17 protein-coding genes are annotated in these 12257 nt (G+C 38.4%); 4 read left to right on the top strand and 13 right to left on the bottom strand.

The features are described 5' to 3' along the window. Nucleotides 1–35: 35 nt before the first annotated feature. From lpxD to rd, 3 genes are all read right to left on the bottom strand, one after another. The gene (gene lpxD, locus HGD76_RS01630; protein ID WP_168694772.1) at nt 36–1070 is read right to left on the bottom strand and encodes a UDP-3-O-(3-hydroxymyristoyl)glucosamine N-acyltransferase; all 1035 of its coding nucleotides are present in this window, start codon (nt 1068–1070) and stop codon (nt 36–38) included. 75 nt (nt 1071–1145) lie between these two features. Next, nucleotides 1146–2387 (bottom strand): BaiN/RdsA family NAD(P)/FAD-dependent oxidoreductase, encoded by a 1242-nt coding sequence (locus HGD76_RS01625; RefSeq protein WP_015081169.1) that lies wholly within the window; start codon nt 2385–2387, stop codon nt 1146–1148. A gap of 36 nt (nt 2388–2423) precedes the next feature. Next, nucleotides 2424–2588, bottom strand: coding sequence for a rubredoxin (gene rd / locus HGD76_RS01620; protein ID WP_148762723.1), 165 nt, complete (start codon nt 2586–2588; stop codon nt 2424–2426). 326 nt (nt 2589–2914) lie between these two features. Here rd and HGD76_RS01615 point away from each other — a divergent pair, with 326 nt between their 5' ends. Further along, nucleotides 2915–3520 carry a DUF4360 domain-containing protein gene (locus HGD76_RS01615; protein ID WP_168694771.1) on the top strand — a complete coding sequence of 202 codons (606 nt, stop codon included), beginning with the start codon at nt 2915–2917 and terminating at the stop codon, nt 3518–3520. A gap of 215 nt (nt 3521–3735) precedes the next feature. Here the strand turns inward: HGD76_RS01615 and HGD76_RS01610 are convergent, their stop codons facing one another. Next, entirely contained in the window at nt 3736–3930 is a 195-nt protein-coding gene (locus HGD76_RS01610) for a hypothetical protein (RefSeq protein ID WP_148762727.1), read from the bottom strand. Nucleotides 3931–4229: 299 nt separating this feature from the next. Further along, the gene (locus tag HGD76_RS01605) at nt 4230–4538 is read right to left on the bottom strand and encodes a helix-turn-helix domain-containing protein (RefSeq protein ID WP_233467006.1); all 309 of its coding nucleotides are present in this window, start codon (nt 4536–4538) and stop codon (nt 4230–4232) included. A 61-nt stretch (nt 4539–4599) separates the two neighbouring features. Between HGD76_RS01605 and HGD76_RS01600 the strand changes: the two genes are divergently transcribed. Then, nucleotides 4600–4737, top strand: coding sequence for a hypothetical protein (locus HGD76_RS01600; RefSeq protein ID WP_168636213.1), 138 nt, complete (start codon nt 4600–4602; stop codon nt 4735–4737). 254 nt (nt 4738–4991) lie between these two features. Next, nucleotides 4992–6044 carry a uroporphyrinogen decarboxylase gene (gene hemE / locus HGD76_RS01595; protein WP_168694770.1) on the top strand — a complete coding sequence of 351 codons (1053 nt, stop codon included), beginning with the start codon at nt 4992–4994 and terminating at the stop codon, nt 6042–6044. 180 nt (nt 6045–6224) lie between these two features. On the opposite strand, the gene HGD76_RS01590 is transcribed toward hemE, so the two are convergent. Both HGD76_RS01590 and HGD76_RS01585 read right to left on the bottom strand, forming a co-directional pair. Further along, nucleotides 6225–6440 (bottom strand): hypothetical protein, encoded by a 216-nt coding sequence (locus HGD76_RS01590; protein WP_096668748.1) that lies wholly within the window; start codon nt 6438–6440, stop codon nt 6225–6227. Between the two features lie 390 nt (nt 6441–6830). After that, complete coding sequence (locus HGD76_RS01585) at nt 6831–8237, bottom strand: protein kinase domain-containing protein (RefSeq protein WP_168694769.1); 1407 nt, start codon at nt 8235–8237, stop codon at nt 6831–6833. A 236-nt stretch (nt 8238–8473) separates the two neighbouring features. Between HGD76_RS01585 and HGD76_RS01580 the strand changes: the two genes are divergently transcribed. Further along, nucleotides 8474–9430: an NAD-dependent epimerase/dehydratase family protein gene (locus tag HGD76_RS01580; RefSeq protein ID WP_168694768.1), complete on the top strand. Its 957-nt coding sequence runs from the start codon at nt 8474–8476 to the stop codon at nt 9428–9430. Between the two features lie 256 nt (nt 9431–9686). Here HGD76_RS01580 and HGD76_RS25080 read toward each other — a convergent pair whose 3' ends face one another. From HGD76_RS25080 to HGD76_RS01555, 6 genes are all read right to left on the bottom strand, one after another. Next, entirely contained in the window at nt 9687–9824 is a 138-nt protein-coding gene (locus HGD76_RS25080; RefSeq protein ID WP_233467005.1) for a hypothetical protein, read from the bottom strand. Then, nucleotides 9821–10165 (bottom strand): nucleotidyltransferase domain-containing protein, encoded by a 345-nt coding sequence (locus HGD76_RS01575; RefSeq protein WP_210967698.1) that lies wholly within the window; start codon nt 10163–10165, stop codon nt 9821–9823. The genes HGD76_RS25080 and HGD76_RS01575 overlap by 4 nt, the downstream gene beginning before the upstream one ends. Before the next feature lie 238 nt (nt 10166–10403). After that, complete coding sequence (locus HGD76_RS01570) at nt 10404–10994, bottom strand: hypothetical protein (RefSeq protein ID WP_168694767.1); 591 nt, start codon at nt 10992–10994, stop codon at nt 10404–10406. A gap of 68 nt (nt 10995–11062) precedes the next feature. Next, a complete protein-coding gene (locus HGD76_RS01565; protein ID WP_168694766.1) occupies nt 11063–11437 on the bottom strand; it encodes a DUF5615 family PIN-like protein in 375 nt (124 codons plus the stop codon). Further along, nucleotides 11434–11667: a DUF433 domain-containing protein gene (locus tag HGD76_RS01560; protein ID WP_168694765.1), complete on the bottom strand. Its 234-nt coding sequence runs from the start codon at nt 11665–11667 to the stop codon at nt 11434–11436. Before HGD76_RS01560 ends, HGD76_RS01565 begins: the two co-directional genes overlap by 4 nt. Nucleotides 11668–11891: 224 nt before the next feature. After that, nucleotides 11892–12116 carry an addiction module protein gene (locus HGD76_RS01555; protein WP_168694764.1) on the bottom strand — a complete coding sequence of 75 codons (225 nt, stop codon included), beginning with the start codon at nt 12114–12116 and terminating at the stop codon, nt 11892–11894. Between the last annotated feature and the right edge of the window lie 141 nt (nt 12117–12257).

The following is a 12257-nucleotide window of genomic DNA, read 5'->3' as shown; positions in this document are numbered from 1 at the left end:
GTTTTATAGAACGGAATCTCATTCTTTAATGACAATTATTCATCACCTGATTTGCGTTTTAATTGTTTAAAGAATTGATATATTTCTGGCAAGCGATTATAAATTACTGCTGCCTTGATGTACACTTTGTGCGGCATTGCTGGAGTACCTGAGACAATTTCCCCCGGTGCGACATTGCCGTGAATACCAGTTTGAGCAGAGGCGATCGCCCCATCCCCGATTTTAGCTTGATTGGCAATTCCCACTTGTCCAGCTAAAATTACCCGATTTCCTAGTCTTACCCCTCCAGCCATGCCTGCTTGACCTGCTATGGCACAACCAGCCCCAATTTGACTACCATGTCCTATCTGGACTAAATTATCAATTTTAGTATCTTTGCCCACTCTGGTTTCCCCCACAGCGGGACGGTCTATGGCTGTATGACAACCTACTTCTACCCTATCTTCTAAAACTGTATAGCCTGATTGTTCCATTTTAAACCAACCGGTGCGGGTAGGCACAAAGCCAAATCCCTCTGCACCAATGACAGCACCGCTATGAATAACGCAATCTGCACCGATTTGGCTGCGTTCGTGGATGGTACAATTAGCGTGTAAGGTAGTGCGATCGCCTATTTTGACTTCTGGATAAATGACAACATTGGGATGAATAATGGCATAATTGCCAATTTCCACAGCTTCAGAAATGACAACATGAGCGCCAATATAAACATCATCACCAATTTTGGCGGTGGGGTGAATGACCGCGCTGGGGTGAATTTCGGGACTAGGACGGTAGGGTTGATAAAAAAGAGCGATCGCTTTTGCAAACACCAGTCTTGGTTCTTTCGTTGTTAACCAAGCAATCCCCTTTTCTGTGGCTTGATTCTGCAATTTTTCATCTGGGGGTAAAATTACAGCGCTCGCACTGGTAGAATTGAGCAATGAAGCAAATTTAGAGCCTTCTATATAGCTGAGAGTTCCAGATGTCGCTTCGTCTATGGCTGCAACTCCAGTAATTTCTAAATCAGTGTCAAGGCTACTTTGGGTAATATAATCACTAAGCTGGTTGAGGATTTCACTAAATTTCATATTGATTTGCTAACACGATTTATAGATTTTTGTTTCGCGCAGAGACGCAAAGGAGCAAAGGCGCAAAGGAAGAAATTAGTTATCTTCTGTTGATTTTGTCATGGATTGACCGGCTAAGTAGGCTGTTGTCCAAGCACTTTGGAAGTTAAAGCCACCTGTAACACCATCAATATCTAATATCTCACCGGCAAAATGCAAGCCGGGGACTATTTTACTTTCCATTGTTTTGAAGTTGACTTCTTTGAGGTTGACTCCTCCACAGGTGACAAATTCTTCTTTAAATGCGCCTTTACCTGTAATTAGGTGTTCTCCTTGGGAGATTTCTAGGACTAGTTGATTTAGGGTTTTGTTGGAGATGGTTGCCCAACGTTCTTCTGTGGGAATATGGGTACGATTGATAATATATTGCCAAAGCCGATGAGGTAAGTCTACACCACGATGGAGGGCGATCGCTTTTTGTCCCCATTCAGCTTTGACTGTTAAAAGTTTTTGTCTCACTTCCTCTTGGGATAAATCTGGCAACCAATTAATCAATAATTTATGTTGATAGCGGTTTTCATGGAGAATTCTCGCCCCCCAAGCCGAAAGTTTCAATACTGCTGGACCACTCACACCCCAATGGGTAATTAACAAGGGGCCTGTTTGTTGGAATGGGGTTTTTCCAGTCCCAGGTAAGCGCAGATTTACAGAATTAACACTAATTCCTGCTAATTCCCGCAGTTGAGGATCTGCAATATTAAAGGTGAACAAAGAAGGTACAGGGGGTTGGATGTCATGACCTAATTCTCTAGCGATTTTATAACCTGCTAAACTGCTACCTGTAGCCAAAAGTAAGCAATCGCATTCTTTCGTTTCTCCCGATTTGAGCAGAATTTCAAACCCGGCATTTTTACGAGTGACAGCGGTAACAGGTGTGCCAATACAAAGTTCTATTTTGGCATCAAAAGTCGCCTTAATTAAACATTCAGCAATGGTTTCTGCCCGATCTGTAATTGGGAACATCCGGCCGTCAGCTTCCGTTTTTATATTCACCCCATGTTCCGTAAACCAAGCTATGGTGTCTAGAGGTTGAAACCGGGTAAATGCACCCAGCAGGGCTTTACCACCTCTAGGATAATTCTGAACTAAAATTTTGGGTTCAAAACAAGCATGAGTAACGTTACAACGTCCTCCACCGGAAATGAGAACTTTCGCCAAAGGTTGACGACTAGCTTCGATTAAAGTAACCTGGGCTTGAGGATTAGCTTCAGCACAAGCGATCGCACCAAAGAATCCCGCCGCCCCACCACCAATAACTACAATTTGCAAGGGTAACAACTTCAAAATCAAAAGTTTCTGTAATATCCATCCATATTACTCTTCGTATAACTCAAAGTCATCTTTTTGGGCACTACAAACTGGACAATCCCAATGATCTGGAATATCTTTAAAAGCTGTTCCTGGTGCTATACCACTATCTTCATCACCTGCTTCTGGGTCATAGATATAACCACAAACCTTACATATATATTTCGTCATTTTTATACACCTTAATAATTAATTCAAAAACATTAATCTGTGACAGTTGGGGTTGCTGAATGAGAATGATAGAAAAAGTTAAGTTTGTTTGCTAATTTGGTTTTAAGGGAACAAATTCACCCTAACGTCAGCCTTGATGTTCATAAGGTTGTGATAAGTAATCAGACAAAATTAATTACATATTAATTATCTGCCAATCCTTAATTACTAAAGGATTTCAGAGCAAATTTTTGTGTAATTATTTTGTCCAATTACTTAACAACAACTTTCCTTCGACCGTTGACATTTGTAATAAGACTACTGAAAATACTCAAAACACATAAGTTATGAATCATCAAAATTTCCAGAATAAATCTATCAAGTTTGTACAAACTTCTCTGGCTGCCGCTGCACTGATGATAGCTTCTGTCGGGCCTGCCTTTGCTGACAGCAAAGTTAAAATCGTAGGTGCAGGATATGGTGGTAATGGTTGCCCTGAAGGATCTGCTAGTGTCAACGTTAGTCCCGATGGTCAAGAGCTAAGTATTCTATTTGATCAATTTATCGCTCTGGGAAATAAATCATCAGAAGCACGCAAAAGCTGTAATTTGAGCATTCCGATTCAAGTACCCCAAGGGTTTCAAATTTCCCTCTACGATGCTGATTATCGGGGCTATGTTGCTCCCGGTACAACGGGGAAACTAAGAGCAGAATACTTTTTTGCTGGTCAGCGTGGCCCCGTCTTTTCTAGAACCTTTAGAGGGGAAACTGAGTACAACGTTCGAGATAAATTAGTGACTGTAGGTGATGTCTGGTCAGCCTGTGGTGATAGTGTAAATATGCGGGTGAATGCTGCGATGATCGCTAGTGGTCAAGGGATGGCCACTGTTGACTCTTTTGATCTCGCCCATCGCGGTTTAGTTTACCACGTGAAATATCGTCAGTGTCGGTAATTAATACTGACTCCTCGCTTGAAAAAGCGGGGATTTGATGATCATAGGACTTACGTATTGACAAATTTGACAAAAGATGTATTGTGGATTTTATCTCTTGTCGGGTGCATCATACCCGATAATTTGCCCACAATTAACAAAGTTTTGCCATTTGAAGCACCTAGTAATATGCCGGAAATGATATCTAATTTGTCTAGTGCGTAAGTCCTCGATAGTTAAAAACGCCACCATCTTCGTTGAAAGTAACTGAAAATTGCCAAAGATATCGCTCCAAAGAACAGTAAAACAATTACACCCCCAGGAAAGAAAGTAAGAATACCCAAGCCTCTGAGTACAAACAAGGATACACTCATACCCAAAAGAATCCCAAAACCCTGGATTAATTTTCCATTTAAAGATGATTGAGTCATTATATTTTTTCTCAAACCTAATTTATACTGGATGTAGCAATCATAATTTCATTATTGCAATACCTTCGCCAAATTGAAAAAAGCCTTGATTCGTAGGTTGGATTGAGGCACGTTCATGTATCCGTTCTATAAAACTTACCCAAAATTACCAAAGTCTAGACACATCTGGACAGCGATAATCTTAGTGTTTATTTCCTGCTTCATCGCGGTCTTAGAATGACTTCCAATCTTGTTTGCCCGCTCCACAAACAATCTCGGTAGAACTTACCGTTTCTGACCGTAGTTCCTCAAAGGAACCGCTACGCTACAGGGATAAAAATATCCGCAAACCATCGGTCAATATTCTTAGCTGCGTTGAGGTCACGATGGACATTTTTGTTAACTTCGTAATACCAAGCGTGTTCAGATTTAACCTCGGCGACTAACTTTTTATGCAAGTCAATCGCTGATGGTAATTTAAGTTTTTCGCCTTCTTTGCGAGTAGCTAAAATATCTATGATTTGAGCATTTTCCCAGTTGTAAGCGTGTCTAGCGACTCCAGAAGCCTTGCGAAAAGCTGTAATCTGTCGGTTATTTGGAATTAGTGCAGTTTTGAATGATAAAAGCATTGATTCGACCTTCAATGTTGTGCTATGATATCTAGTATATCAGACATATTAGGATTTGGCAATGCCTCGGATTAAATTTAAACCACAAAATCAGGTAGCGTACGATAAATCACCTTTGCAATTTAAGGTTTTACCTGGAGTCAGGGAAAAAATTAAAACCGTCCCTGACACAGCAGCAACGGTTGAGGGATTTTGTTGATCAACTTATTGAAGACTTGGACAAACAGTAATATATGGATAGTTATGGGTAGAAATTATCAAGCTGTTTCTACCCCTAGTTGTAAAAATTTTCAAATCTACAATTCCAGATTCCAGATTTGAAAAGAAAATCGTAACGTTTTGTTAAGTTAAGTCAAGCAACCTTAAGACCTGTATAGATAGGCAGATCAAGAGGAATCTGAGGATGGTAAGCTAAATGGTGAAATATAAAAGTGACTTAGGACGAAGTGTTAAATGGGTGTTTCCTTAACGGCTCCTCTCCTCCTTAGGGCTGCTCGTGGTGAACAAGTAGATCGTCCTCCTGTATGGATGATGCGACAAGCGGGACGCTACATGAAAGCTTACCGGGATTTACGGGATAAATATCCTTCATTCCGCGATCGCTCGGAAATTCCTGAAGTAGCGATCGAAGTTTCCCTCCAACCCTGGAGAGCTTTCCAACCCGACGGAGTAATTTTGTTTTCCGATATTGTCACCCCCTTACCAGGAATGGGGATTGACATGGATATTGCGGAAGGGAAGGGACCGATTATTTATTCGCCCATACGCACCCAAGAACAAGTTGATCAACTGCATTCCTTAGATCCAGAAACAGCACTGCCGTTTATCAAAACGATTTTGCAAGCATTACGGCAGGAAGTAGGCAATCAATCAACGGTGTTAGGCTTTGTTGGCGCACCTTGGACTTTAGCAGCTTATGCGGTGGAAGGTAAGGGTTCTAAAACCTATTCCATCATCAAAAACATGGCCTTCTCAGATCCGACAATTCTCCATCAGCTACTCACAAAATTAGCAGATTCTATTGCTGATTATGTCCGCTATCAAATTGATTGTGGCGCTCAAGTAGTACAGATGTTCGATTCTTGGGCAGGACAATTAAGCCCTCAAGATTATGATACCTTTGCTCTACCTTATCAAAAAATGGTGTTTCAGAAAGTTAAAGCTACTCATCCTGACACACCATTAATTTTGTTGGTGACAGGTAGTGCCGGACTTTTGGAAAGAATGCCTGCTTCTGGTGCAGATATCATTACTGTAGACTGGGCAGTAGATATGGCAGATGCCAGAGCTAGATTAGGTAAGCACGTCAAAGTACAGGGTAATCTTGATCCGGGTGTATTATTTGGTTCTAAGGAATTTATCCGCGATCGCGTTTTGGACACTGTTCGCAAAGCCGGTAACTGGGGACATATCCTTAATCTCGGACATGGTGTATTACCAGAAACTCCAGAGGAAAACGTCGCTTTCTTCTTTGAAACCGCAAAAAACCTCAACGCTTTGGTTTAGTTTCTGTTTGATTTTTTGGGTGGGTTTTTCCCACCTGATTTTTGGGGAACGCAGATAAACACAGATAAACACAGATGAGGAAATATCCTTTAATCATCAAAATATACTTAATCTTTTAAAATCCAATTTGCTAGATTTTGTCTAGTTCTTGTTAATCTTCCTTCAGAAATTTCCCCAATTTTACCCAAAAGTATCTGTTAAATCGGATTCTGTGTATTCAGGAAGATGATCATTTTCTAAGTCTCTCATAGCTTGTTCTAAGAAAAATTTGTTCCATTCTTCATTTTCTTTATTGATCAAAATTGGGATTAAGGTTTTTTGAATTGTCCATTTTTCTTCTTCTATCAGTTCTAAAATAGTTTCTTTGATCAGGGCTTTTAGTTGTTGGGTTTCCATTGTTCACTTTTGGTTGATTATTCTTTGATTTTACCTTGTTTTCAAATTGTGGATCTGTGACTAGGATATTGAGATCCCCAGGGCAAACGCACCTAAATTCTGTAATCCATGCCCAGCAAGGGTTTTAACTTTTAGTTACAAAACTTAACAATCGTCAAAACCTTTGTCCAGTAAGCATTCTAAAAATAAGATGCGCTTGCCATGTTGAGATCCCCGACTTCTTTTGTTAATCTTTATCATTTATTCAGTTTAATAAACATAGAAGTCGTGAATCTTAGACGATGTTATTTTTAGTAAGTTAACGGTAATATCCTGTACATCCTTTAATCCTGGTTATCCTGATTCAGAATTAGTTTTTTTTCTATAATCTTCAGATTTTACAGTTTACTATTATGAACGCAAGATCAGAACTATTATAACCGCTTTCCAGTAATCATCTTGAGAATACAAACTAATAACTACTTTCCACCACCATATCAAACCTACGGGAAAAAAGGGAAGATGCGCTTTTGGTGCTTTTATGTCAAAGGTAATTTCATTATCAGAGAGTAAATTTTCTCCTTTTCTCCATCCTACCTTATCTATAAATTTATTCCAGATTTGGTGGTTGTAAGTTGTTGTTCCCCCCACACTTTCATAAATCTGCTTTTGTACAGAAAAACCAAAGCGTCCATTACTATTCTTTACCCATAAATTGTCTATAATGCTAATGTCTTCACTGGGAATATCAAGAACATTGTCTATGGTTAAATAACCTGGTATTCCCCGGTTAGCAAGTGTCAATATTATCCGTCTTGTTTCGTCATCTGCTTTTTTCCATTTACCATCTGCTAACAATTTCTCTAGTTTTTGATACTGACTGGGTACTTTGATAACAGATATTTCAGGTTTGTCAAAAGGTGGTTGAGAATTAGGTTTTTGATCTACAAAATATAACTCCTGTATCACTTTTTTTACAGATTGATAACGATATTTCGCAATAGGACTTGCTAATTTTTCCAAAATCTTTCCTAATTCATCACTTACCACATTTCCATTCAAATAATCTCTCCATACCCATTCCCCTTCCATTGGACTATATAAATCAAACGGACTCATTCCTGTTAATAAATGCAAACAAGTTACCCCTAAACTATATAAATCACTAATAAATAATGGTTTACCCATTGACTGTTCAGGAGCGCAATATTCAGCAGATCCAATAATTGTCCCTGTAGCTGTGCGTTGCTGTGGTTTGACTATTTTCGCCGCACCAAAATCTACTAAAAATAACTGATTGTCACTACTGCGAATAATATTTTCTGGTTTAATATCTCGGTGAATTACCTGTTGACTATGAACAAACTCCAATATCTGTAACAGTTCTATTAATAATTCTCTAATTTGCTGTTCACCAAAAACGCCATTTTTATCTAACTCCCTTTGTAGAGTTTCCCCTTTCACAAATTCCTGTACTAAATATTGACGATTATCAGATGTAAAATAAGCCATTAACTCAGGTATTTGAGGATGCTTACCTAACTCCTCTAAACGTTGTGCTTCCTGTGAAAATAACTCGGATGCTTTTTCAATACTATCTGTTCCCTGTGCTTGGGGTAAAAATTGTTTAATTACACAATAAGGTTTTGATGGTTTATCCTCATCAATAGCTAAAAATGTTCTACCAAAACCACCCTGACCTAAAATTGATTTAGGTATATACCTTTCACGCAAAAGTAACTTATTACCGCACTTTTGACAATATTGAAAATTATCAGGGTTAGGAAAAAGACAGTCAGGATTAAGACATTGACGCATAGACTCACCACCAAGGCTTTATTGTAATTTTACCCTAATTAATCAAGATTTAGGCAAAATCTCTCAAAAACTCATTTCTCTGCGTCTGGAGGGGTTCATTTAAAAAAATATATAATATAACTTAACTAACACCCAGATCCCCGATTTCTTTAAGAAATCGGGGATCTATCTCCTCAAATCATGCTACAATTACGCACTGACCTCAACCATCCCCAAAAACCCCAACATCCAATTTCATGACCAAAAAACGCATTTTAGTTACAGGTGCAAGTGGCTGTATCGGTCACTATATCAGTGAAGCCTTAATTGAAAACACCAATCACGAATTGTATCTACTAGTTAGAAACCCGAATAAACTCCAAGTTGATACTACAGCCCGTCCCGGTATTACTATTCTCCAAGGTGATATGAAAGAGATTGGTAAATTCTCTGATTTACTTAAAACTATTGATATTGCCGTATTAACAGCCACTTCTTGGGGTGGTGAGGGCATTTTTGATATCAATGTCTTCAAAACTCTAGAATTAATGAGTTTGTTAAATCCAGAAAAATGTGAGCAGGTAATTTATTTTTCCACTGCGAGTGTTTTGAACAACAATAATAAACCACTTAAAGAAGCGGGAGAAATTGGGACAGATTATATCCGTTCTAAATATGATTGTTTACATCAAATTGAAAAATTAGCAATTTTTCCCAAAATTACCACAGTTTTTCCTACCTTAGTATTAGGTGGTGATGATAAAAAACCTTATTCTCATCTCACATCTGGTATTCCTGAAGTTACTAACTATATTAATCTCATTCGTTTTTTACAAGCAGATAGTAGTTTTCACTTTATTCATGGTAAAGATATTGCCACAGTTATCCAATATTTAATTGATTATCCCCCACAACAGGGAGATCCACGCCGATTTGTTTTAGGACAATCAGCATTAACTGCTAATCAAGCCATTGAAGAAGTGTGTGCTTATTTAAGTAAAAAGATTTATTTCCGCATTCCTCTATCTTTAGGTTTAGCCAATGTGATTATTGTTTTATTCCGCATTCAAATGGCGGCTTGGGATCGATTCTGTATGAATTATCGTCATTTTAGCTATGCTAATGCCATTAATCCTAGCAGTTTCAATTTACCAAATTACTGTGCAACCATGAGTGATGTTTTGAAAATTAGCGGCGTGAAAGCTGGGAATTAAGCTATTTCAGACATTAGCCCTTGCAACTACTATAATGATGTCAGTGAGCTATGAGAACAAGTCATGCCTGAGCTAAAAGTTAGTATCAGTGAAACCACACACAAAACCCTGCTAACAATGGTAGAGGACTCTGGTGAGACAATTCAATCAGTTTTAGATAGAGCTGTTGAAAATTATCGCAGGTCTAAAGAGAAGAAGCTGCATGATTTATTTGCTAGATATTAATTAATTATTGTCTGAATCAGGATGTCCAGGATTAAAGGATTAACAGGATGAAAATAGGGATTAATTTATGATATTTTTTTAAGTTTAGGACTGACATATAAGTTAGGAGTTTTGCAGCTTCTAAACTCTGTTGGGCTTTGAGGAGGAGTTCCCGTTGTTCGTCGGTCATAGAAGAACGCCTTCTTTACGGATATTACGCAGCAAAGATCCATTGCGGGTTTGATAGTGGGTTTCGTCCATGAAAAGACAGCTAATGACAACATCATATTCTAGGGAAAGATCAGCGATCGCTTTACCTGTGCGTTTGATTTCTTCACCGGGGTTAACAGGAGACTTCAGCACCACTAACACATCTATATCTGATCCAGGTTCTGCATCACCACGGGCTTGAGAGCCAAAAAGGGTGAGGTGTTGTAAGCGATGGCGTAAGCGTTGACTTGTCAGTTCGCCATACAGGTCAGTGAGTTCTTGTTTCAGGCGAGTGAGAATAGTTTTTAGGTTAATATTCATAGGTATGAGAGCGATACCTTAGGTAAGCTACGCTAACGCACTCCTCTAGTTTATCTCATGCGATCGCTTGACTCGCTGAAGGTATCGCTTCCATGCAAATAAAAAAGGCAGAAGTCATGAAAGAATGAACCACGAAGGAACGAAGGAAGCGAAGGGAAGAGAGTTTTAAAGGTATTTTGCGTAATTTCTAATCATGTAACTTTACAATGAGAGCGATTAGTTGATTCTGGAAATAGGTTTATATTATTTTCCTTAACTTCACTAGCACTTCTTTTTCTAAACCTGTGGACCAACGGTATTTTTCGCCATCGTGTTTGTAGCGACTAACCTTTTCTTTGAGAGTTTCTATAGATTTGATCAGGTGTTGGACATCTTGTATAGTTTTAACATCTCTAAGGACATGAGCAGTCTTTAAGTAATAGCTTGCTATCACATCTGCTTCTTCCCGCGATGCATGATGATCTCGATGATATTTGTGGATCTTACCATCCATTTCTTCAAAATAGGACGCTAGACTTCTTACCAGGGCTAAATCTAGCTCATCTAGTTTTTTAGTTTCAGTATTAATATCTTGCTGACTTGACTTAGGAGGAACTTCTGGTTCAGAAATAAACGCGGAGGTTCGCAAAGGTTCTGAATTTTGAGATTCAGCATTACCAAGGATATATTCTAATGTTTTAACACAATCCAGAAAAGATATGATATTGCGAGCAATTACCTGCTTTGTATGGATATTAATGATTCCATAGCTAGAACCTTCATTAACTACAGCATAATCTCCCTGTACTGTAACATAAGCATTTGTATCTATTCTTTTTATGTCACTCATAGTATTTAGCAAAGTAAAGATATGACCGTTATAACATACATGATATTACAGGCATTAGTTTTAAATTGTCAACGAATTGGCAGCTTACGAATACGTACAGAATTATCATCAATTGTCAGGGCTGAACCTTGAGTAAGTTCTTCCTCTAACTGAGGTAAAACTTCCAACAATCTTTGTGTAATCACATCAGGCTTTGCAGAAGATAACCGCAATGTCACCAAACTTGGTTGGTTATACTTACCAACAGCTATCAACATCGAAAAATCTAAGTCTTGGGTGATAATAATTCGACCTTCAACTCTTGCAAGTTCCAAAATATCTATATCAGCCGCAGTTGCAGGGAGCAAATCTGTACTCCGCAAAATTTCATAGCCCTGCAATTTTAAAGCTGCAACTGTTAGAGGGGAAATATGCACATCAGCAAGAAAGCGAAGATTATTCATGCTGAAGGAATACCTACAATTTTATCTGAAACAGTCCAAGCTGCGTAGTTAAGCGCCTGTCGAATATCTTCATCTTCTAATTCTGGATAAGCAGCTAAAACTTCCTGAACCGAAAGGTTACTAGCCAGTAATTTCAACACAAAGCCCACAGTAATCCGCATTCCTCGAATTGTTGGTTGTCCAAGGCAAACGTTGGGATTAACAGTAATCCGATCTAATTGAGCCAGCACGGTGATACTCCTGAAATATAAAAATTCTTTCTCTATTATATTATTTTAAGCGATTACGCCATTTTTTAGGATCTTGAGAACAGTGAAACACCGTATATATAGTTACTAACTCAAGTTACTAATCATCTAGTTAAGGTTGGTAATGGGTAATTGGTAATAAAATTCCAGTTTTCATCCTGTAAATCCTTAAATCCTGGACATCCTGATTCAGACAAATTCCCTAACTAGCAACTTATGTTACTACGGATTCTTGCTTTTACTGATTCCCAAGAACTAGCTAAACTGGGATCTTGTAAATGGAGAGCTTTTCTTTGAGCAAGTTCTTCTTTTTGCCAGTCTAATACAGGAAGATTAGCTGATTTCGTAGCAATATCATCCCATAAATCTTCCAGAAGTTGTAGCTTTTCTGACAACCCTAGTTCAAAAATCGGTGCAAAGTCTACTTTCATAATCAACTAAGCGATCAAAATTATTGCTCTATTATTACACACAACACAGATTTTCAGAACGCGATTTAAAAGGATTAATAATCTTTAAACTGAAATCCCAGTCTTCATCCTGTAAATCTTTAAATCCTGGTCATCCTGATT

The organism is Dolichospermum flos-aquae CCAP 1403/13F (genome assembly GCF_012516395.1).
Lineage (GTDB): Bacteria > Cyanobacteriota > Cyanobacteriia > Cyanobacteriales > Nostocaceae > Dolichospermum > Dolichospermum lemmermannii.
Note: the sequence above shows the minus strand (reverse complement) of the source record. Positions and strands in the feature narration are given on the sequence as shown.